We start from the raw sequence: 22,853 nt of genomic DNA, 5'->3' as shown, positions 1-22,853 counted from the left end.
GCGCCTTAGTCCGCCTCGTGATGAAACGCCAGTTCGAGACCGATGCGCTCGCCGCCACGCACGCGGCTGATGGCGTGCTTGAGCGACACGCGATACACGCCCTGCGCGCCTTCGCACGGACGCAGCGAGGTCGCCACCACCGCGAGATCGCCGAGCCGCAGCGGCACCACGATCGGACGCGACTGCATGCGCGGGCGTCGCTCCGTCATCACGAATTCGCCGCCTGTGAAGTCGCGTTGCGGTTCCGAGAGCACGGCAACGACCTGAAACGGAAACACCTCGCGGCCCGCGTCGCGCTGATGCAGCGCCTGCCAGTCCTCGCTGCGCAAACGCGAGACGCTCGATTGCGGCTGCGTTTGCCCCGCCGCGAGATTGGCGTCGAGAAAGCCGTGAAAGTCAGGCGCGAACGCATGCGGCGCGCCGAGCTTCGCGCTCCAGCGATTCGCGATGGGCGCGAGATGCCGGTACAGCGCGTCGCGCCAGGCGTCGAGCGGCGCGGGTAAATCGTCGGCGAAATAGCGGAGTTCGCCGCGCCCGAGATCCAGTGTGTCGAGCGCGACGCGGCTGCGATAGCACCGCGCATCGGCCTGCATGAGTTCGCGCCCGAGCGCGAGCGCTTGCGTCGCGTCGAACCCGTCCGCCAGCACGGCATAGCCTTCGTCGTTCAATTGCGCTTCGACGGCGTGCCAATCCCGATTATCGATATTCATGTTGATCCGGCATCCGTTCGATTTAGCGCGCGTCGTGAAAGATCAAACCGACCGTGTAGCGATGTCCGCTACGCACGACGCTCACGCCATGCCGCATCGCCACCTTGCGGATGCCGCCTCGCTTTCCCGCCGCCGCGCGATGATGCACGGCGAACACCACGGCGTCGCCTTGCGCGAGCGGCACGACTTCGGCGCGCTGTCCGTTCGACGCGGATTCCGTCATCACGAACTCGCCGCCCGTGAAATCGCGGCCCGGCTCGGAAAGCAAAATGGCGACCTGCAACGGGAACACCTGATCGCCGTACAGGTCCTGATGCAGACAGTTGTAATCGCCGCTGCCGTAACGCAGGATCAGCGGCGTCGGACGCGTTTGTCCGGCGCGATGGCAGCGCGAGAGAAAGGTGTCGAGATCGCGGGGATACGCTGCATTGGTATTTGGGTCGATACCAGGTTGCGCATTCCATCGATTCGCGATGGGCGCGAGCCGCGCATAGAGCGCGTGACGCAACTCGTCGAGCAAAGGCGGCAACGGATACGCGAAATAGCGATACTCGCCGCGCCCGAAATTGTGGCGCGCCATCACGATGGTCGAGCGAAAACGCTGTTCGTCCGCGTAGAGCGCGATCAGCGCTTCGCACTGCGCGGGCGTGAGCAACGCAGGCAGGATCGCGTTGCCGTATCGGTCGAGCGATGTGGCGGCCGCTTGCCAGGCGATGGCGCGCTCGTCCGCCTCGCCTGATTCATCCGCTTCGTCCGTTTCGTCCGCTTCATCCGATTCGTGCGGCGTGAAATCGAAGCCATCCTGCACTGCATAATTCATGGCGCGTCCCTGAAAAAGCCCCAAGCCGTTTCAGCGAAAGTCTACGCGCAATGCTCGCGGATCGAACTCCGCTTCTTGCGTTCTTCCTCGCCCAGAATCTCCGCTTCAAGCCCGCGCGCGCTGACGCCACAGGATCGCGCCATACACGATGCCCGCCGCGAGACTCGTGCAGCCCGCGTAATAGACGAGCCCCATCGCCCAGCCCGCCTCGCCCACGATCATGCGCAGCGTGATGACGAGCGCGCACCATCCCGCGATCCTGAAGCCGCGCGTGCGCCCGGCGTCGAGCGTGCGTCCGAGCACGGCTTGCTGATGCCGCTCCATGCCCAGCGCGAGAAACGCGAACGCCATCACGCACAGCCCCAACGTCAGCCCGACCATCACGCTTCCTCCTCTTGCGGCAGCGTCGCCGTCGCGCGCTTGCCCGCCGCTTTCTCACGCGGACGATGCGTCGCCGTGCGCCACGCGAGCGCGGCATGCAGCGCCGCCAGCGCCCACATCATCAGATCGAAACCGGCGAACACGAAGTCGCCTTGCGCGACGCTGCGCCAGAACGGACGCTGCGTCGTGAGCGCGTTGAGCACCGGCAGGAGCGCGAGCAGCGCGGCCGCCAGCCAGAGCAATTCGATCCACGCACGCTTCGCGGGGCGCACGAGCGCGTAGAGCAGCGTCGCGGCCCAGATCGCGAAGAAGGCGTTGATTTCGGTATCGGCGCGATGCGGCAGCGCCACCGGCAGCAGCCGGTTGCTCCACAGATACCCCGTCATGGCGATCGACAGACCCGCGATGCTGGCGATATTGAGCCGCTCGACGAGGCGAAAACCGAAGTACGGACGCATCGGATCGGGCAGCTTCTGGCGGCGCTTGACGGTCCACATGACGAGGCCCGTGCCGACCATCGCCGTGCCCGCCAGACTGACGATGAAATACAGCCAGCGCGCCGGCAGATCGCCGAAGCGGCCCATGTGCAGCGCGTAAAGCACGCCGCGCGTTTCGGCCGCGCCGCCGACGTGGTCGTGCGTTTCGAGCAGCTTGCCGCGCACGCCGTCGAACAGCAGATATTGCGGACTCACCGACACGCGCAGCGCCTCGCCGCGCGAAACCGCCACGCGTGCGCTCGCATCGCCGGGATTCGTCACCGTCACGCGCAGCACGTTGTTTTCGCCCCAGCGCGCCTGTGCCTCGCGAACCATCCGGTCGACGTTCGCGAGCGGCGCGGCCACGCCTTGCCGCTTGCCGGGGCGGATGAACGCATTCAGTTGCGCGGCGACTTCCTGACGCTGCGCCGCCGACTTGAGCGCGACCTCGCCCGCCCACGGCATGTACATCGTCATCAGCGTGACGAGGCCCGTGTAGGTGATCATCAGATGGAACGGCAGGCCGAAGACCGACAGCGCGTTATGCGCGTCGAGCCACGAGCGCTGGCCCTTGCCCCAGCGGAACGTGAAGAAGTCGACGAAGATTTTCTTGTGCGTGATCACGCCGCTCACGATGGCCACCAGCATGAACATCGCGCAAAGGCCCGCGAGCCAGCGGCCCCACATCACCGGCATGTAATAGAACTGGAAGTGGAAGCGATAGAAAAACTCGCCGCCGAGCGTGTCGCGCGCCGTGACCGCGTGGCCCGTCGCCGGATCGAACACGCCTTCCTGGAACATGCCCTTTTGCGCCGAGCCGGGCGGCGTGCGCCAGAACGCGCTGGCGAGATTGCTGCGCGCGGTCGGCAGTTGCACGCTCCATTGCGTGGTGCCGTCGGCGAGCGTGGCGAGCGTCGTGGCCACGCGCTGCGCGACGGCGGCCGGATCGGGCACCTGCTGCTGATGCGCCAGCTCGGGCCGCATCCATTGCGAAATCTCTTCCTTGAAGTAGCTGACCGTGCCGGTCAGGAACATCGCGTACAGCAGCCAGCCGACCAGCAGCCCCGCCCACGTGTGCAGATCGGACATGCTCTGGCGCACGCCCTTGCTCTGTGTTCCGGTCGATTTCGTCGATTTCGCCGATTTTGGGGCGCGACCGTTATCGCGCACTTGCGGCGTTGCGTCGTTGGGATTCGCCATCACTTTGCGCCTCCGGCCGACGTCCAGACGGACCACGACGCCAGCAACAGCGGCACCGCCGCGATCAGCAGCCCGCCCCAGGCGCGCCGCGCGCTACGCGCGAGAAACACGCCGATCACAACGCAGGTGTAGACGACGAAGCTCGCCAGCATGCCTGTGATGACGCCTTGCGACGCGGCAATCGGCAACGCGAGCGCCGCGACGCTCGTGAGCGCGGCCAGTGCGTAGCCGCCGACAATCGCCGCGAGGATACGCGAGACGAGCGGCGCCACCCGGCGCACCTGGGCCAACGCCGCGCTCATGGGCGACGGGCCGCGGCGGCGGGCACAAAAGTCAGCAAATCGGCGAACGACTCGAACAACGGCAGGTGAAACAACACAGGCATGGCGGTGATCGTGAAAGCGGAAAAACGGAAAGCGGCGAGCGCCGCAATGATCTCGTAAGTTGCGCGCGTTCGCCAGCAAATGCGCATTGCTGCCGATTTCGCCGCGTTCGGCCGGTGCCGACGGTTCCATCCGTCAGCCCGGCGAACGTGCGCGCTCATCTTTCATGACACGCGAGCGACCCGAAAAGGGACAGCCGCGCGTCCGCCTTTCTGTAACGGCGCATGACACGGGCCGCCGCCCGTGTCCGCTTCGGTGCGCGCATCGGTGCCAACTTCCCTGCCCGGCCGCCCCGAGCGCTATTTACGCCACGAACCGTGCGGCAGTTCCACGTCGCGCTGCGCCTGCGCGATGGCGCGCTCCATGCCCGCGCGATCGAGCGGGATGCAGTACGCGGGCTTCGCGCGCTCGAAGCGCCAGCTTTGCGCGAGGCCACCCGTATCGACGACATCGAAACCATAGCGGTCCTGCAAGGTGCTCACGACGTCCTTCGCGGCCGCGTCGTCGCTCGCGAGCGGCAGAGCGCGCCGCCCCGGCTGCCCGCCGGGCGCGCCCGTGGTGCCGATATCGGCGGCCAGGATCGCGTTGAACGCCTTCACGACGCGCGCGCCCGGGAAGCCGGCGGCCACGAGCTGGCTCGTGGTGGTCTCGTGCGCGTCGAGCGCGGCAACGTGGCCGTCGCGGTCCGGATAGTAATTGCAGGTGTCGATGACGATGCGCCCGTCGAGCAGGCCCGGCGGCAGTTGCGCGAGATTGCCGAACGGCACGGCGAGCACGATGACGTCGCCGAACGCGGCCGCCTCGCCGGTCGTGCCGAGTTCGCAGCCGATGGCGGCGCGCGTGCTCGTCAAGGTCTGCGGGCCGCGCGAGTTGCTGAGCATCGCGGAGTCGCCGTGGCGCATGGCGAGTTCCGCCATCGCCCGTCCGATAAAGCCCGCGCCAATAATGCCGATTTTCATGCCGATGTCCTCCTGACGGCTTCGCGCCGTCGCCGATGTGCGTGGTTGGCTTGTTGCGGCGCTTTCGCGCACGCCCCGGATACCACTATGATTCGAACACTGGACGCGATAAAGCGGCGAAAATGGTTGGCTGTCGAAAAGGACAGTTTCGAATCTGGGAGCCAGGATGGATCGATTGACCGGCATGGCGGCCTTCGTAAAGACGGTCGAATGCGGTTCGTTCGCCGCCGCGGGCAAGGCGCTCGGCATGACGCCGCAGATGACCGGGCGTCACGTGGCGGAACTGGAGACGCGCATCGGCACGCGCCTCTTGAACCGCACGACGCGGCGGCAAAGCCTCACGGAGGCGGGACAGGCGTTCTACGAGCGCTGCCGCGCGCTGCTCGCCGACGCCGAAGCCGCCGAGGCCCAGGCGCGCTCGCTGGCCGACACGCCGCGCGGACGCCTGCGCATCACCGCGCCGGTGACCTTCGGCGCCTTTGCGCTGCCCGAGGCGATCGCGCGCTTTTTAAACCGCTATCCCGACGTGCAGATCGATCTCACGTTGACCGACCGTTTCGTCGATATCGTCGACGAAGGCTACGACGCCGCCATCCGGCTCGGTGCGCTCAACGACTCGACGCTCGTCGCGCGTGCGCTCAAGCCGTATCGCTTCGTGGTGTGCGCGTCGCCCGCCTACCTCGCGGCGGCGGGCGCACCCGAGACGCCGCACGCGCTGATCGAGCACGAGTGCCTGGGCTTTGCTTATACATCGGCGCCGCCGGCGAGCGGCTGGGGCTTCATCGAGAACGGTCAGGCCTGGACCGCGCCGATCGCGCCGCGCCTGCGCGCCAACGACATGAAGGCGCTGATCACGGCGGCCGTCAACGGGCTCGGCATTGCGCTCGCGCCCGAAACCGCCGTGCGCGACGCGTTGCGCGACGGCTCGCTGGTGCCACTGCTCACGCAGTACGAACCGGTGGCGCGGCCCATGCACATCGTGATGGCGAGCAGCCCGACGACGCTCAAGCTGCGGTATTTCGTGGAGGAAGTGGTGGCGGCTTTCGGCGCGTAGGTTCGGTGCGTAGATTCGGCGCGTGATTTCAGCGCCGTGCGGCGAGCAACGCGACGTGACGCGTCAGAGCGCTTCGTGGCACAGCGACATCATCCGCTGCACCATCGTTGAGGCTTCGTTGAGTTCCATCTCGGCGGTAAAGAGCACCGAGACGCTCGACAGACGCACGGCGATGCCCGCGCCCAGCAGGTCGCGGCTCGCGATTTTCAGCGCGAGCTGGCCGAGGCGCACGCGGTCGAGCCAGTGCATCGTCAGCGCGCTCTTGTCCAGCCATTCGCGGCAGCACTGCACGACGTGATCGACGCGCCACTCCTGCGTGAGCGCATACGACGACGCGGCAATCGCGACCAGATAGCAGAGCAAGTCGGGGCGTGCACTGCTCGCTTCGACAAATTCGACTTTCACGGCTTGCTGTCCCTGATTTCCCGGCGTGGAAGGCGCCACGCCGCTACTGAAACGAAGTCCTCTACCTAAGGGCGGGCGCGGCAAAAGCAAGCATTGTGCGCCCGAATGTGTCCGCGTTTTCATTTCGCCCGCATGAAATTTCGGCGATGGAATTCGCTGACTGCTTTTGTCGACCGGGTCTAAAGTCCGGGTTTAAAGACTATACGCGCTCCCGGTGACATCCAGCATAAACGGCGACGCGTTCCGCATGAGATCGCCGCGCGCGTAAAGAGTTCGACATTCATTCACGCGAGCGTGCACCGCTTTGGCTCGCTCCGCCTTCGTCATGTTCATTGCAATCGCCCCCGCAAAACGTGCGCTAAAAAGAAACGTTGCATGCACATTCTTCCTGCGTCAGCCACCGAATTTGCAGCGCAAAACACCGTTCACCCATGTCTTGCAATCCGCATAGCGCCTTCGACGACTCCCAACCCACTGGCGCATAACGACGTTTCAATCCCTCGCGCATAGCCTACAAAAAAGTGCGCCGCGCGGCATGCCGCTTGCTCCGATGCGCGCGCGTAAACCCGCAACCGTACCCGCACAGGCGCTCGCAAAAACGCCCGTTGCGACACGCGGATCACGCACGTCGTTTCGTCCAATTCCGCCATGTCATCGAGCGCCGCCGGATGCGCTCATCGTCATCGCGTCACCGGTTTATCCGCACCAGGAGCCTCATCCATGTTCACGAAGCGCATGTGCGCCACTCTCGTCTGCGCCGCGACGGCCGCGATCTCGCCTGCGTCCCATGCGCAGCAGTACACCACCGACTGGCTCGCCAACACTTACGGTACGCTCGCGGCGCACGTGGGCAACGGCGCGCGCTCGATGTGGGTCGCGCCCGAAGGTGTCATCTATACGTCATCGTTCTGGGACGAAAACGAAGGCGGCGTCGCCATTTATCAGAACGACAAGAGTCTCGGCTCGATCGGCATCCACGACGAATTCCAGGGCGGCGCGATCACCGGCAACGCCACCGATATCTTCGTCGCGCTCTCGGTGAACACCTCGAACGGCAGCGGCACCGTGGGCCGCTACAACCGCGCGAGCGGCCAGCGCGACCTCACTTTCAACGTGAGCGTGTGGAACGCCCTGAGCCGCGTCGACGCCATCACCGGACTCGCCACCGCCGGCACGCTGCTCTACGTGAGCGACTTTTACGGCAACCGCGTGCGCGTCTACACCACCGACGGCGCGTGGCAGCGCGATATTTCGATCGCCAATCCGGGCGCGCTCGCGCTCGACAACGCGGGCAACGTGTGGATCGCGCAAAAGAGCGCGGGCACCGTCACCGCATTCAGTCCGGCGGGCGCACAGCTCCAGCAGATCCAGATGGCCGCGGGCTCGCAACCCTCCGCGCTCTATTTCGATGCGACGACCGCCCAGTTGATGATCGGCGACAGCGGCCCCGACCAGAACATCAAGCTCTACAGCCTCGCGGGCACGCCCACGCAAACCGGCACCTTCGGCGTAAAAGGCGGCTACCTCGACACCACGACCGGCATCAAGGGCCAGGTGGGCGACAAGCGCTTCACGCGCGTGACCGGCATCGGCAAGGACAGCAGCGGCAATCTCTACGTGCTCAACAATCCGTGGGGCGGCGGCTGGGATCTCGGCCGCAACGGCGGCACCGATATCCACGCGTACAACGCGGCGGGCACGCTGCTCTGGAAGCTTCAGGGCCTGAATTTCGAAGGCGTCGCCGCGCCCGATCCGGTCACCGACGGCGCGCTGTTCTACAGCGGCACCGCGATCTATACGGGGACCGCGGGCGGCACCTTCGTGGCCAATACGGTCGATCCGTTCACCTACCCGAACGACCCGCGCCTGAACATGAACGACACGCAGCGCGACGAACACTTCGGCCAGCTCGTGACGGTCAACGGCAACCGCATTCTGGTGGCGTCGGGGCAAAATCCGGGCATCTTCTACTTCTATCACTTCAACGTGGGCAGCGGCTATATCGCGATTCCGGACGGCTCGATTCCGGGCACGCCGTTCAACACCTCGCTCGAAGTGACGGGCGGCTTCTGCCTCGACAGCCGCGGCGACGTCTGGGCCGGACTCAACCGCACGAATCACATCTACCACTATCCGCTGACCGGTTTCGACAGCACCGGCAAACCGCAATGGGGCGCGGCCACGACGATCTCGACGCCGGAAAGCGTGCGGCCCACGGCGCGCATTCTCTATCTGCCCGAAAGCGACACGATGATTCTCGCCCAGGGCCTCGCGGGCAACTGGGACTGGACCGCGATGAACGGCTATATCGAGGTCTATCACGGCTGGACGTCGGGCAATATCAACCGGCCGAGCCCCGTTATCACGCTCACCAGCGCGAATCCGAAATCGATTGCCGCCGCGGGCAATTATCTGTTCGTCGGCTACGTGCATACGGTGCCGAACATCGACATTTACGATCTCACCACCGGCAAGCTCGTCACCACGCTGACGAATGCGAACCCGACCAACGTGGATGTGGGCAACGACGTCGATTCGATGTACGGCCTGCGCGTGTATCTGAATTCGGCGGGGCAATACGTGATCACCAAGGACAATTACAACGGCACGAGCGTGATCGTGCATCGCTGGACGCCTTGAGATCGCGCGTGTTCAAGCGTGTTCAAGCCGGGGATTGAATTTTTGAGACGATCGGTCTAATATCCCCGGCATGGACGCCTCGATTGACCGGCCGCGTCGCGGCCGCCCCCGCAAAGACCCGCTCGCGCACGCCGACACGCGCGCCGCGCTGATCCGCGCGGGCATGGAATTGCTGACCGGGCAAAGCTTCGCCGCCACCGGGCTCGACGCCGTGCTCAAGCGCGTCGGCATTCCGAAGGGCTCGTTCTATCACTACTTCGAGAGCAAGGAGGCGTTCGGCCGCGTCCTGCTCGACGCCTACGACGCCTACTTTCTCGCCAAGCTCGACCGCTGGCTGCTCGACACATCGCGGCCCGCGCTCGATCGCCTCGCCGCCTTCGTCGACGACGCCAAGGCGGGCATGGCGCGTCACGACTACACGCGCGGCTGCCTCGCAGGCAATCTCGGCATCGAAGTCGATATCCTGCCCGACGATTTTCGCGGCACGCTCGAACGCGTGTTCCAGGGCTGGCAGGCGCGTGTCGCCGCGTGTTTGCACGATGCGCAGCAAGCGGGCGAACTCGCGCCGCACGCCGACCTCGACGCGCTGGCGGCCTGCTTCTGGATCGGCTGGGAAGGCGCGGTGATGCGTGCGCGGCTGGTGCGCAGCGACGCGCCGCTCGATACGTTTTTCAAGGGATTTATCGCCGGGCTGCCGCGCGCGCAGTAGCGCCGCGGCGATCCATTCATTCGATCGCACCGCTCACGTCACACGGGAAACGAACCATGTTCAAAGCCATCCTGATTGAAAAGGAATCCGAAACATACTCGGCGCGCGTTGCCGAACTCGACGACGCGCAATTGCCGCCGGGCAATGTGCTCGTCGACGTCAAGTACAGCACGCTGAACTACAAGGATGGCCTGGCGATCACCGGCAAAGGTCCGGTCGTGCGCAGCTTTCCGATGGTGCCCGGCATCGACTTCGCCGGCACGGTCGCACAGAGCGCCGACCCGCGTTACGCGGTCGGCGATGCGGTCGTGCTCAATGGCTGGGGCGTGGGCGAACAGCATTGGGGCGGCCTCGCGCAGCGCGCACGCGTCAAGGCCGACTGGCTGATTCCGCTGCCCGCCGGACTCACGCCGCGCCAGACGATGGCCGTCGGCACGGCCGGTTATACGGCGATGCTCTGCATTCTCGCGCTGGAGCGTCACGGCATCGGCCCGAGCCACGGCGACGTGCTGGTGACGGGCGCGAGCGGCGGCGTGGGCAGTTTCGCCATCGCCCTGCTCGCGCAGCGCGGCTATCGCGTGGTCGCCTCGACCGGCAAGGTGCAGGAGGCCGATTATCTGCGGCAACTGGGCGCCGCCGATGTGATTGATCGCGCCGCGTTCACCGAACCCGGCAAGCCGCTGCAAAAGGAACGTTGGGCCGCGGCCATCGATTCCGTGGGTGGCCACACGCTCGCGAACGTCTGCGCGAGCCTGCGCGCGAACGGCGCGGTGGCCGCCTGCGGCCTCGCGCAAGGCATGGAATTGCCTGCAACGGTCGCGCCGTTCATCTTGCGCGGCGTGAGTCTGCTCGGGATCAACAGCGTGACGCGTCCGTTCGAAGAACGTCAGGAGGCGTGGCAGGCGCTCGCGCATACGCTGGATTTGACGACGCTCGACACGATCACGCGCGAGATCGCGCTGGCGGAGGCGATTCCTGCTGCGGCGGATTTGCTCGAGGGACGCGTGCGTGGGCGGATTGTGGTTGATGTGAATCGGTGAGTGTTTTGGGTGTAGTGGTTGTGCGGTTGGCGCGTGCGGGCGGTTAGAACGCTGCTGTTAGCTGGAACCCGACCGTCCAGCGCGCGGTCGGGAAGTTTTTGGGCTTGTAGATCGGCGTCCCTGCAAACAGGTCGTACGAGACGCCAACATATTTCGTCGGCACGCCGCCGCGAATGCCGATCACCGCGCCCGCCAGTTGTGTTCCAGCCAGTGCTGCCGTGTTCGGCCCGAACACGCGCCCGTAGTCGATCCCCGCGTACAACGTCTGTCCCGTCTGGAGCACGGGCCATTGCAGCTCGTTGCGCCAGTAGAAGCCGCGTTCGGCCGCGAGCATCGTTTCGCCGTCGAAGCCGCGCACGGTGTAACGGCTGCCGATGGTCAGGTCGTCGATGTAGAAAAGCGTGTCGTTGGTGAACTGGCCGTGGAATGTCGTGACGTACCGGAATGGCTGGTTTGCAATCGCGAATGGCACCGACAGGTTCGCATCGAGCACGGCCATATGGAAGCGGTACGTCGGGCCATCGATATACGGGTCCGGCGTTGCGCCGAGTCCGCCGATGCCCTGACGGTAGGCGAGCGTGCCGTCGAATTGCGCCGCGCCGAAGTAATGCCGGTCGGTCGCGCCGAGTTCGAGGAACGTGTTGTTGCGCGCCTGTGTCGGTATCGTCGTGTCGTCGATGAAGCTGTCGCCGAAACGCTTCGATAGCTGCACGTAGCCGCCGAGCACGTCGTTCTGGCCGCGCGAGAGCACGCGCGCAATGCGCAGCGCGGCCGTCTGTGAGTTGCCGCTCGATACGAATGTCTCGTTCACGCCCGCGATGTTCTGGTAGTACGTGCTCGTGTTGCCCGACAGGGTCGCCGTCCAGTAGCCGAACGGAATGGAGTACGAACCATTGAACCCGTGCGAACCGAGCGCCTTGTTGCCGAACGACAAATCCTGATTCGCGCCGACCGTAAACACGTCGTTCAGGCCGAGCGGGTTGTCGATGCCAAGGCTGACGTTGCCTTGCCATTTGCCCGTCGACTCGGTTCCGGAGTTATCGACCGATGCGACGAACGTCCAGGGCTTTGCACGTCTTACCGACACGACGACATCGCTTTCGCCTGGGATGTCGGTCGGTTCGATCTTCATGTCCACGTCCTGACTTGCGACGCGTTTCATCTGCTCCAGACCTTGCTCCAGATCGCGCATGTTCAGCAGGTCGCCGCCGCTGACCGGAAACGCGTTCTTCCACGTCCCCCACATCGAAGGATCGGCCAGACGAATCTGACGCACGAGACCCGGCACAAGCGCGAACGACAGCGTGCCGGTCGTCAAATCCTGCTGCGGCACGAGTACGCGCGTGGTCACATAGCCGCGACTTAGCACGGCCTGCTGTAACGCCTTGCTCAGTATGTCGATGCCTTGCTTGCCGATGCATTGCCCTGTGTAGTGGTCGAGCCATTCGCGCGCAAAGGCGAACGGATCGAGCGGGAGCGCGGATGCGCCTTTTGCGTGCGCTGCGGCCGGCAGCGTCTCGGGCACGTCGAGCGCGAACCGGTCGATGCGGAAACACGGCGTTTCGGCTGGCAGCGCGGGATAGGCTTCGATCTTCGTCACAGTCGAGCGAACCGCAGGCGCGGACACTGCGGCTTCGCGCTGCTGCGCGTCGCGGCGCTGCTGCTGGTTCTGCTCGGTTTCGATGCCGCCGAGGCTTTGCCCCTGCACATTGGGCGCGAGCGCGACCAAAGCCGTCAGCGGCAACGCCGCCAAGCTCTTTCTAATTTTCATTGCGAGAAGTCTTTGCAAAACTAGATTTCGTAGGTATTGCCATGCTCATTGGTCGGAGCAACTGCAATTTTTCACGACCCATCCTTGGGAAGCAAAGGATTCAATTCATCGAACAGCGCATTCTTTGGCAAGCGTTTCAAAAAAAATCCCTCGAAAACTATCTGTATCCGCTCGCGGAAGGCATAGACATCGTCACGCTCAAGATTTTTGATTTCAAACAAATCATTGGAATCAAGGTGCGAACATATCAAGCCGATCGTCCGACTGAATATCTGGAATATGGGGGCGCACACATCAGCATGCTCGACCGCATTTGAAATAAGATTGCAAACGGCCCACTCAAGGAGCCAATATTGCTCTCGCTGCCACAAGCCATCTTCGTGCAAGATCGAAACAAACGACGTCTCAGAGAAGGCTTCGCACCATGAGCAATTTTGCTCAATAACTACTCTTGGATTCATATTTTCGGTCATCGCAATTCACATCACTTTACCTTCGAAGTCAGTAATGCCGTTTTCGATTAAGGCTCAACTTCCACACGTCAGATTATCTGCGACATCGTGAATCCCCCGCTCGCGCGTGAACAAAACTATTCTTTGAATCCATACTCAGGAGGAACCTTCCACTGATCGTCTGGGAACTGTGGCCAGCCAAAGCGCGGATCACCATACGCCTTCTTAACGTCGTGCGTCATTCCATCAAAAAAACTTGCCAAGCTTTGAAGCTGGATGCCCGCATGTATGAGACCGGCTTTTGCAGCAAGCTTGTCATTTTTCGCTACCGCCGCTTCATACAGGTCTATAGCCGACTCAAGACGTTCAATACGCTTATTAAATAACGCAGTTTGATTGTGCTTCCAGGCGATATGCCAATCATTGTCGTCTTCGGCCTCGTTATAGTGGTTCAGATCATCCTCGGTCAGTCCATGCGCACGTGCAAGGCTTTGTATCAACAGCTTGATTCGATTGAGATCCATGTTCATCACTTAACGTTGATTTTTCGGCCAGAACCCGCGTCGGTCTTGTTCGCGTTCTCGGTTCCATCAAGATTCACGACGGCCTTAAAATTGCCTCTACTGTCAAAGACTTCCAGATGATCCATATGTTGACCATCGAGATAGAAAAGATCACCCTTTGCAATGCTACCAACATCATCAGTCGCCTTATAGACGCTCTGGCCGTCGACCTGTCGGCTGGTTTTGCGCGAAGCATCTGACAAATCCGAGCCAAACCCGGGGCTATTGAGAAACTCTTTCATATTACCAACTGCGGATGCATTCGGCTTATACCCGGCCATCGTCGTCGGCCCATTGACAACGTCCTTCAGCCAGTCCGGCGTGAGCGCGGTAATCAGCGCCTCCATCTTCCCTGGCCCCGGATCGGGCGTAACCAATGGGCCAGCCTTCGCCGATGGGTCAAGTTCCGTTGCTGGGTCAGCAATGACGCCATCGCCTTTACCAGCCGTCTCGCCCTTGAACCCCGGCAGCTTGATCAGTCCCGGCAACCACGACGGAGGCGGGGCCACCGATGCAAGCTGATTATTCTCCGCCTCAATCTGCGCCGAACCTGTCGCAGTCGCAGCATTCACGCCACCGCCAGCAGCAATTCCCGCTACCAGGCTCGTCACCAGATTCTCACGCGCTTCGCGATCTGCGGCCGACATATTCGTCGTCGGCCCGAGCAGCGAGCCAATCACCGAACTCGCCGCCGCGCCCATTGCGCCCGCGCCACAACTCGCGCCGGAACCCGCAGCGCCCGCACAACCCACAATCGAATGCAGCGCAGCACGAGCCGTCTCGCTATCCAGCGAGTCTGCAATCTGCTTGACCTGATTCGCGCCGAGTTCCTGAAGGTACGCGACCGCAGCGCCTTGCGCGAACTGTCCCATGCCACCCGTCACGTTGCCACCAGCGGCCACTGTCAAAGCGGTCATCACCTGACGATACGAGCCGCCCGGTCCCCATTCCGCATTCAACTGGTCCGCCTGTTGCTGCGCGGCTGCGCGCTGGTCCGGTGTCAGGCTCGGATCGTTGGCCGCCTTCTTCGCCGCGTCCGCTTCCTTCGCGCGGTTGTTCACGAATGTCCCAGCCTCATTTATGAACTGGCGTGTGATATCAAACCCGGCTTCGATCTTGGCCTTGTCGAAGATCGGCGCAATCGTCGCCTGCGTGCCGTTCGTGTCCCGGCTGAGACCTGCAACTGCCTCATCGGCAGTCTGCCCGGTCAGCGCCTGCTGCTTGTCTCCGTCCGTCACATGGATCGCGCCGCCGCTGATCGCGCTGCGCGTGGTCGAACTGGCGTCACCCGATGCGCTCAACGCGACAGGAGGCGCCATCGTGACGCCGCCCGCGCTCGGCAAGGTCGTACCCGGCACGGGATTGACGTTCGTCGCCGTGCCTTGCTGCGTCTTGCCGATGTCGCCGCCGTAGCCTCCGCTGATGCCGATTGACGAGCCGCTATACGACGCGCGGTTTTCAATGTCGCTGTGCGTGAGCGTCCCCGTGGTCAAGCTGTTCAGGCCGCTATCGACTGCCGCGTCGCTACTGGCGATAACACCGCCCTTGAGGTCCGTATTGCCCTTGACGTTGACCTGGAATCCACCGTCGCCAGCCTTGATGCCTGACTGCTCGGTAACGCTCGCGTAGTTACTATTCAGCTTGTCCTGGCTGAAGTTCCCCGAAGCGCTCGAACTGCCGTAACAGATCGGCGGCACGCACACACTGACGGAAACACCGCCGCTCGTCTGCTTCGAGTCGAAGTGGCTCGTGTCCTGAAGACTCTCGACGTTCAGGTTGCCGCCGACGTTGGCAACCACCTCCGCGCCGCTTGCCACCGCGCCCTTGATATTCGTGTCACCGCCCGACTGGATCGTCAGCGTATTGCCCGCCGTGACATGCGTGTTCGTGTTCGTGGTGTCGCTGCCGTTGCCGTTGCCCTTCGTGCCGGACACGCCGGCCTGAATGGAAAAGCCATTTTGCTGACCCACCCCGAAGGTCACGCCGATGCTGCCGCTCGATCCGCTGTTCGTGCTCTGCGTGCTGTCGGTATTCTGTGCAGCCTGAAGATTGACGTTGCCTTGTGCGTTGAGCGTCGCATTGTTGCCCGCCGTGATATCGCTGCCGGTCACGTTGATGTTGCTATTCGCGCCTGCGCCCGCCGCAGCAATATTGACGTTGTGACCCGCGCTGATCGTGCTGCCCGCTGCGGTTGATGATGATCCAGCCGTGTTGCTGTTGCTGTGACTCGTGCCGAGCGACACGTTGATGCCGATACCGCCAAGGTGGGTCGGATCGCTCGCGACAGCGTCGTAGGCATTCTTTCCGGCAAGCCCCGTCGTTGCAGCGGCGAGCGCATCAAGACGCGCATCGCCATTCGTCTTCTGGACGTCCTTGCGCATCTGGTTCGCGGTCTGCACAGCCGCAATAACAGAGCTGCTGATACCCGCCGTGATACCCGTCTGGCTGAATGACTGCTGCTCGCTTTGCGTGGCCGTGTTCTGCGCGGCATCTACGGTGACCGTCTTGCCGGCAAGGTTCACGTCATTACCCGTGTGCAACGTGCTGCCGGTGACGTGCAGGTCGTTACCCGAAGAAATGTTCAGGTTGCCGTTGATCGAACCGACCGTGCTTGCGTTGTTCGTGACCTGCGTCGACTGCTGTGCATCGGTCTGCTTACGCACGCCGATTGAATAGCCTTGCAGCCCACCGTCAAGCTGGTTCACGGGATTCAGTCCCGAGAGGAAGCCGGTTTCGCGCTTCTGGACACTGCTTTGCGATGAGTAGGTGTCCTGTGACGTGTTGATGTTCACATTGCCCGCAGCCGCAAGGTTCACATCGTTCGTGCCGACAATTGCGCTGCCGGTCACGTTGATGTCCTTGCCGCTTTTCACCGATACGCTGTCCGCAGAGATGAGACTGCCACTGGAAAGCGTAGCGATCGTGTCGCTCGAACTCGATACCTTCATGCCACTCACGACGGTGCTGTGGCTGTGCTGTTCCTGGCTGTTGTCGACGTGCGTTTCGGTCGCCGCGCCAATGTTGACGTTCCCGCCTGCGACGAGTGCCGCCGTGCCCTTGTCGAGACTGATCGTGCTGCCTGTTACATTGACGTCCTTGCCCGCTGCCACGGTCAGCGAATTGCCCGCGTTGAGGGTGGTTGCGGTGAGCGTATCGTCCGAGAGGTGCGACGACTCCGAATAGCTGCCGTGACCGTCCTTGCCCGAACTGTTGCTATCGACCGTTGACGTGGACTTGGCCGCTTCCAGGTTCACGTTACCTTTCGCCGCGACGACACCGCCACCGCCCAGGTTGATGTTCGCGCCTGACGCGTTCAGGTCGCCGGTCACGGCGATCTGCGAAATGCCGCCAACTTTCAGTGAGCTACCGTTTACCTGGTTGATGTCGGTATTCGACACGCCGTTCGCGCGCTCGACGATCTTGTGTTCGCCGGTCTGCACCGAGCCGATATCGTAGTTGCCGCCGACCAACATCCCGAGACTACCGCCGACGTTCAGGTTGCCCGCGTTCTGCTCGACGTTGCCGCCCGTGACGATGACCGCATTGCCTGCCACGTTCAGGTTCGCAATCGGCCCGAGCGTCGTCGTGGTGCGCGTCGCGCCGGTGGCGCTCACCTGATCGACCGTCTTGACCGCCGTGTTCAGCAGCAGGTCGCCGCCCGCATTCAGCGCGAGACTGCCCGCATTCACGGTCGCCGAAGTCAGGTCGACATTCCCCTTGGTCGTCAGCGACATCAGGCCGCCGCTTTGCAGCGTGCCAAACGCGTTGTCGATCTGCTCGCCCTGAATCGACATCGTGTTTCCAGCCTGCACGGTGCCGCTGTTCGTGAAGGTCTGCGCGTTCTGGATGTCGATGTCGGTTGCCGCGATCAGCGGTCCGTTCACATTCTGCTGGCTGGCCTTCGCGAGATAGACGACGGGCACCAGAACCTGCTGACCGTTGACGGTCTCGGTCTGCATGATGATGACGTTGCTGGTCAGCGCCGCCACCTGTTCAGGCGTCAGACTCATGCCGAGCGGCAGGTCGAGCGACTTCGACAGCGACGCGCCCGCTGCAAGCAGTGACTCGTACATGCCCTGAAGGTCGGTGTACGGGCCGAGTACCGCCTTGCCGGTCAGTGACGTAATCTGGTTGCGAACGAGTTGCTGTTCGTAGAAGCCATCGCCAAGACGCTTGATCGTCGTCTGCGGATTCAGGCCAAGCTGTTGCAGGTAGTAGTCGCTCGAAATGAACGTCTTCTGGTTCGTGAACGCCGGATTGGTTTCGATGAGGTACGTTGCGCCCGGTGCGCTCGCGGGGCTGAACAGTCCGCCCTGGGGAATCGACAGGTTTTGCAGGACGTTCTGCGCGGTGGCGCTGGCAATGGCCGGATTGACCATGCCCGAGCCGCCATTCACCGATGCCGCGCCAGACTCTCCGCCGCTCGCGTTACCGCTGATGCCGTTGACGCTGACGCCCGAAGTCATCTGACCCGGCGCGAGATTCAGCGAAGGCACGCCCGCATTACCTGCCGTGTTGTCGATGCTGATGCCGTTGCCCGAAAGCGTGCCGCCCGCGACGAAACTCGACTCATACGACGGCAGCGCGTAATTGCGGATATCAGCGGGCGCGGCCTGCGTATAGCCGCCCGGACGCGAGCCGCTGAACGGCGCATCGCCGAACGGCAGCGTCCAGTCGCTGATGCTGTGGTCATAGTTCGTGTAATGGAAGTAGCCCGAGTACGTGACCTGCATGCCCGGTGCCGTCTGACCCTGCCAGCTGTTCTGGTCGAGCGATTGCGGCGCCGCGATGTTGCCGACTGCCGCGACCGCGCTCCAGTGGTTCTCGAAGAGGCCAACCGACGCGGCATCGAGATTGCCCCCGGCAATGATCTGGCCTTGAGGGCTGATGCCCGCAATCAGGTTTGCGACCGCCACGCCCGTGTACGTCGTGTACTGCCAGCCACTGTTCCACTGGCCGCCGTGCGGCGGATCGACCGGCATACCGCCGATGAGGCTCGCGTCGCCGCTCGTCCAGCCGACGAACGGGTGACCGGCCGAGCAGGCCGCGGCAACGGTAGACGTGCAGCCCGACAGGCTGATGCCGAGGCTGTCGAGCAGCGCCGGGTCGACCGGCTGGTTCAGGCCGGTGGTCGTCATCGTCGTGCGCGTGTTCGTCACCTGACCCGCGTGCAGTTCCATGTCGCCGGCCGATTCGATCAGCGCTGACTGGTTGCGTATCAGGGCCGCGTTCGTATAGTTGCCGTTGGCGTCCTTGCCGCCCGCGAGCACCACCTTGCCGAGCCCATAAATCGCCGTCGTCGCCTGCGTATCGGTCGCAGTGGTGTCGTCGCGGTTTTCGATGTCGTTCGACAGCAGTTCGAGCGTGCCGTCGCTGTCGGTTGCGCCAATCAGCGCAGTCGGCCCCGTGTTGGTCAGCGATTGCGTCGCGTTGAGCGAAACGCTGCCGCCGACCATCGTGCCCGTGTTTTCCAGCGTGTTTGAATGCGTCGCGAGCGTGCCGCCCGCCATCATGACGCCGCGGTTCTGCACGTCGGCCGCGTTGACGTTCAGGTTGTTCGCCGCTTCGACGAGCGCGTTGTTGCTGAATGTGCCCGGCAGGGTAAAGGTCAGGTCGTGACCGGCATTGAACCGGACATCGGGCGTCGGCGCAAAATCGCCTTGCACGGTCACAGCGACATCGTTGGCCGCGCTGTAGCTGCCGCCGCCCGTGAGCGCGGCTGCGTTGATGGCGAGATCATGCGTCGCGCCAATCTGGCCGTTCGCGTTCGTGACCGCGCCTGTCGTCGTAATCGCGACATCGCCATTCGAACCTGCGAAACTCCCAATCTTGCCGCCGCTGTTGTCGACGGTATCGCCATGCACCGTGACGCCCGCGCCGCTGACCTGACCGTTCTGCGTATTGAGGAGCGCCGACGTATTCACGGCCACGTTACCGTTGCCGGTGATCACGCCGCCGCTGTTCACGGTCTGGCTGCCGCCTTGCACGTTCATGTCGCCCGTGCCGAGATTGCTGACGAGGCCGTTGGTGTTGTCGAGCGCTGCGGCCTGAATGCGGAACGTGCCGGTGTCGCCAGCCGCGCCTGTGCCCGACTGGATCTGTCCGTTGGTGTTCGTCAGCGTGCCGCCGCTCGCGAGCGTCAGCGACGAGAGCGAGCGAACCGAGCCCTGCGAGTTGTTCAGATCGCCCGCGATGTTCGCCGCAATCCGGCCTTGCGCAGCGAGCACGCCGTTCGCGTTGTTCAGGCTCGCAGCCTGGGCGTCGATCTGGCCCGCCGAAATGATCTTCCCGCCGACGTTCGAGAAGCTGCCCGAACCGTTGCCGGGTTTGATGGTCAGCGTGCCCGTGCCGGCGTCGATGATCGAGCCGCCATCGTTGTTCAATGCGCCGGGTGCGAGCGTGAAATCCGTGCTGTTCGTTTGCAGCGTGCCGCCGTTCGAGTTGTCGAACGTGCCGCTGACATCGAAGCCTGTCGCCGACGCGCCATATTGCGTGATGGTGCCGCCGCGATTCAGCAGGTCGGCCGCTTTCAGCGCGAGCTGGTTCGCTTCGATATCGCCGCTGCTGTTGTCGAGCGTCGCCGTGGTCGTCAGCGTGAGATTCGGCGCGACCATCGAGCCGCCGCTGTTGGTCAGCGAACCCGTGTTGATGCTCGCGCTCGTACCTGCACCGATCTGGCCGCCGTTGTTATTGAGCGCGCCGCTCGTGAGGCTCGTGTCCGTGTTCGACAGCAGTTTGCCGTTCGTGTTGTTCAGCGCGCCGCCGACCGTTGCCGTCAGGCCGTTCTGCCCGATGATCGATCCGGACGCGTTATCCAGCGCGCCGCCCTGGATCACGCCCTGGCCGTTTGTGGCGATCTTTCCGCCGACGTTGGAGATTGCGCCCGCGCCGTTGTCCGCATTGACCGACAGTTTGCCGGTCCCGGCGTGCGTGATCGTGCCGCCGTCGTTATCGAGCGCAGCCGGTGCAATCGTCAGGTCCGTGCTGTTGGTTTGCAGCGTGCCGTTCGAATTGTCGAGCGTGCCGGTCACGTCGAGCGTCATCGCGCCGGTTCCGGTCTGCGTGAGGGTGCCGCCGCGATTCACGAGGTTGGCGGCGTGCAGCGTGAACTGGCTGGCGCTCGATGCGCCGCCGCTGTTGTCGAACGTAGCAGCCGACAACGTGAGCAAGCGGGCCGCGCCGAACTGGCCCGCGTTCGTGAGCGTCGACCCGGCCGACAGCGTCATGTCCGCGTTGGTCGCGAACGTGCCGCTGTTGAACAGGGTCTGCACGGCGCGCGCAATCAGGCTCTGGACCGCCGTGACAGACCCGGCGTTAGCGATCTGTCCGGCCTGCACGTTGACCGCGCCATTGCCGCCGATTGTGCCGCCCGCGCCGTTGTTCAGCAGGCCGGTCGTCGTAAGGGAAACGCCGTCTGCGTTCAGCGACGCAACGTGGCCGCCCGAGTTGTCGAGCGATGCGCTCGACGCGGCAAGCGCGCCCGCGGCCTGCATCGTGCCGCCCTGGTTGTTCGTCGCGCCCGCGACGTTTTCGGTCAGCGTGCTGCCTGAAACGATCTGGCCGGCGCGGTTCGAGAGCGCGCCGGCCGTGAGGGTTTGCGCGCTGCCCGACGACATCGCGCCGTTGTCGTTCGTGAGCGTGCCTGCGGCGCGTGCGTCGAGCGTGCCGCCCGCGGTCGTGCTTGCGCCGGACAGGTTCAGGTCGCCGCTGTTTGCCGCGAGTATGAGCGAGCCGTTCGCGGAATTCGTCGCGCCCGCGAGATCGACCGCCGAGCCGCTTACGCTCGCGTTGCCGCCCGCGACATTGCGGCCGGTCGCCGTGATCGCGCCGGATGCGCTTACGTTCAGGTCGCCGGTTTGCGCAAGCGAGCCGTCGCCGTTCACGCCTGCCGCGAGCGTGCCGGTCGAATTCACCGAACCGGCGTTCACGCTCGTGTTCTGCTGCGCGGCAATCATGCCGCTGTTGGTCAGCGCGCCAGACGCGGAGAGGTTGGCGTTCTGCTGCGCGTAGGTTGTCCCGCTGTTGTCGATGTCCTGCGCGCTCGCGACGATGTTGCCGCTAGCATTCGTTTGACCGGCAAGCACGAGCTTGCCCGCCGAGGTCAGCACGAGGTCGCCGGATTGTGCAGCCGTGATGCCCTTGAGCGAAATGCCGACGCCGGCTTCCGTGCCAACGAGCACAATGCGGTTCGCGTACATGCCGCCGAGATTGCTTACGTCAATCGACACACCCGGCGCGGGGCCGTCGCCCGATATAGGCGTGGCGTTCAGGGTGTTGTAGTCGACACTGTTCGCGCCGGTCACGACGTTCAGGTTCGTCTTCGCGTAGACCGCCGCATTCGCCTGCACGGCGCGCGACAGCAGATCGACCTGATCCACGTCCGACGCATTCAGGCCCGCGCCGCTGATCGCAATGTTGCCGCCCGTGACATTGAAGCCCGACACGGAACCGTCTGCCGCATAGTTCGGCGTGCCGGTGGTCAGCGTCGCGCGACTCGTGTTAATGAATGTGCCGCCGTTGACGGATATCCCCGAAGGATTCGCCAGAATCACATTCGCGCGCTGGCCCGCGACTTCAAGCGCGCCATTGAACTGCGACGCGCTCGCGCTGTTGACCTGATTGACGATGACCTTCGCGGCCTGTCCCGGCGCGAAGTTCGGATTGCCGTTAATCATGCCGCCGAGTTGCGACTGCACCATCGTCGGCGAGTTGTTCAGGATCGCGCCGCGCTGCTGCACGTCGAACCGGTTATACGTGTTGACCGAGACGCCTGCACCAGACGGACGGTTGATGTTGACCTGTTCAATACCGTTCGGCGTCTGGATGACGTTGGGTGCGTGTGCGCCGCCGCCTGCAATCTGTGCGCTGGACAGTGCCGGCATGGCCAGCGCGAGCGCCGCGAACGCAAGCTGCCTTAGCGTAAACACCACGCGACGCCGTGCACGATTTGCGCGCGTCTGTCCACTTTTCTTGCCCGCCCCCGTGGCAGTTTCCTCGACGGCAACGAGCATCCCCCGCGTCCGGTTGAATACGAGTCGATAGCGTGTCTTGTTCACTTTTAGTTATTCGCCCAGCTAATTTGTGCGATCCGTAAATTAGCTGCGCACTCGCGCCGGTCGATGTCGCATCGCGCGAGAAACAACGGTTTTCGGCAAATCGAACTTTTCTGATTGCCCACCGTTTTGAGATCGGCTTAGCTCTCAGTCAGCGTCATTACGCGTCGCCGGATTGATGTCGCAAGCAGGCAAAAGACTGCGCGCGGCCTCCTCTCATCGAATCCCATCCGATTC

15 protein-coding genes are annotated in these 22,853 nt (G+C 63.7%); 4 read left to right on the top strand and 11 right to left on the bottom strand.

Annotated elements, in window-relative coordinates; genetic code table 11:
• Window positions 1-5: 5 nt before the first annotated feature.
• The 6 genes from G5S35_RS35460 to G5S35_RS35430 form a co-directional block, all read right to left on the bottom strand.
• Window positions 6-710, bottom strand: coding sequence for a 2OG-Fe(II) oxygenase (locus G5S35_RS35460; protein WP_183040169.1), 705 nt, complete (start codon window positions 708-710; stop codon window positions 6-8).
• Between the two features lie 22 nt (window positions 711-732).
• Complete coding sequence (locus tag G5S35_RS35455; protein WP_183040168.1) at window positions 733-1,530, bottom strand: 2OG-Fe(II) oxygenase; 798 nt, start codon at window positions 1,528-1,530, stop codon at window positions 733-735.
• Window positions 1,531-1,635: 105 nt separating this feature from the next.
• Window positions 1,636-1,911: a DUF3325 domain-containing protein gene (locus tag G5S35_RS35450; protein ID WP_183040684.1), complete on the bottom strand. Its 276-nt coding sequence runs from the start codon at window positions 1,909-1,911 to the stop codon at window positions 1,636-1,638.
• Window positions 1,911-3,587, bottom strand: coding sequence for a PepSY-associated TM helix domain-containing protein (locus G5S35_RS35445; RefSeq protein WP_183040167.1), 1,677 nt, complete (start codon window positions 3,585-3,587; stop codon window positions 1,911-1,913). The genes G5S35_RS35450 and G5S35_RS35445 overlap by 1 nt, the downstream gene beginning before the upstream one ends.
• Window positions 3,587-3,889, bottom strand: a complete 303-nt coding sequence (locus G5S35_RS35440; RefSeq protein WP_065062838.1) for a DUF3649 domain-containing protein — start codon at window positions 3,887-3,889, stop codon at window positions 3,587-3,589. Before G5S35_RS35440 ends, G5S35_RS35445 begins: the two co-directional genes overlap by 1 nt.
• Before the next feature lie 380 nt (window positions 3,890-4,269).
• The gene (locus G5S35_RS35430; protein WP_110329094.1) at window positions 4,270-4,929 is read right to left on the bottom strand and encodes an NADPH-dependent F420 reductase; all 660 of its coding nucleotides are present in this window, start codon (window positions 4,927-4,929) and stop codon (window positions 4,270-4,272) included.
• Window positions 4,930-5,095: 166 nt separating this feature from the next.
• On the opposite strand from G5S35_RS35430, the gene G5S35_RS35425 reads away from it, so the two are divergent.
• A complete protein-coding gene (locus G5S35_RS35425) occupies window positions 5,096-5,983 on the top strand; it encodes a LysR family transcriptional regulator (RefSeq protein ID WP_065062834.1) in 888 nt (295 codons plus the stop codon).
• A 63-nt stretch (window positions 5,984-6,046) separates the two neighbouring features.
• Here the strand turns inward: G5S35_RS35425 and G5S35_RS35420 are convergent, their stop codons facing one another.
• The gene (locus G5S35_RS35420; RefSeq protein ID WP_065063018.1) at window positions 6,047-6,388 is read right to left on the bottom strand and encodes a hypothetical protein; all 342 of its coding nucleotides are present in this window, start codon (window positions 6,386-6,388) and stop codon (window positions 6,047-6,049) included.
• Window positions 6,389-7,108: 720 nt separating this feature from the next.
• Here G5S35_RS35420 and G5S35_RS35415 point away from each other — a divergent pair.
• The 3 genes from G5S35_RS35415 (at window position 7,109) to acuI (ending at window position 10,777) form a co-directional block, all read left to right on the top strand.
• On the top strand, window positions 7,109-9,028 hold the full coding sequence (locus tag G5S35_RS35415; protein WP_065062832.1) for an SMP-30/gluconolactonase/LRE family protein: 1,920 nt from the start codon (window positions 7,109-7,111) through the stop codon (window positions 9,026-9,028).
• A 70-nt stretch (window positions 9,029-9,098) separates the two neighbouring features.
• Complete coding sequence (gene acuR, locus G5S35_RS35410) at window positions 9,099-9,737, top strand: acrylate utilization transcriptional regulator AcuR (RefSeq protein ID WP_074987218.1); 639 nt, start codon at window positions 9,099-9,101, stop codon at window positions 9,735-9,737.
• A gap of 56 nt (window positions 9,738-9,793) precedes the next feature.
• On the top strand, window positions 9,794-10,777 hold the full coding sequence (gene acuI, locus G5S35_RS35405; RefSeq protein ID WP_065062829.1) for an acrylyl-CoA reductase (NADPH): 984 nt from the start codon (window positions 9,794-9,796) through the stop codon (window positions 10,775-10,777).
• A gap of 43 nt (window positions 10,778-10,820) precedes the next feature.
• On the opposite strand, the gene G5S35_RS35400 is transcribed toward acuI, so the two are convergent.
• The 4 genes from G5S35_RS35400 to G5S35_RS35385 all read right to left on the bottom strand — a co-directional run bounded on the left by G5S35_RS35400 (window position 10,821) and on the right by G5S35_RS35385 (window position 22,619).
• Window positions 10,821-12,548 carry a ShlB/FhaC/HecB family hemolysin secretion/activation protein gene (locus tag G5S35_RS35400; protein WP_183040166.1) on the bottom strand — a complete coding sequence of 576 codons (1,728 nt, stop codon included), beginning with the start codon at window positions 12,546-12,548 and terminating at the stop codon, window positions 10,821-10,823.
• A 71-nt stretch (window positions 12,549-12,619) separates the two neighbouring features.
• Window positions 12,620-13,021, bottom strand: coding sequence for an Imm41 family immunity protein (locus G5S35_RS35395; RefSeq protein ID WP_082992299.1), 402 nt, complete (start codon window positions 13,019-13,021; stop codon window positions 12,620-12,622).
• A gap of 116 nt (window positions 13,022-13,137) precedes the next feature.
• Window positions 13,138-13,530, bottom strand: a complete 393-nt coding sequence (locus G5S35_RS35390) for a hypothetical protein (RefSeq protein WP_065065595.1) — start codon at window positions 13,528-13,530, stop codon at window positions 13,138-13,140.
• Entirely contained in the window at window positions 13,530-22,619 is a 9,090-nt protein-coding gene (locus G5S35_RS35385) for a hemagglutinin repeat-containing protein (RefSeq protein ID WP_183040165.1), read from the bottom strand. Before G5S35_RS35385 ends, G5S35_RS35390 begins: the two co-directional genes overlap by 1 nt.
• Between the last annotated feature and the right edge of the window lie 234 nt (window positions 22,620-22,853).

Origin of the sequence: Paraburkholderia tropica (assembly GCF_014171495.1) — a bacterium.
GTDB classification, from domain to species: domain Bacteria; phylum Pseudomonadota; class Gammaproteobacteria; order Burkholderiales; family Burkholderiaceae; genus Paraburkholderia; species Paraburkholderia tropica.
Note: the sequence above shows the minus strand (reverse complement) of the source record. Positions and strands in the feature narration are given on the sequence as shown.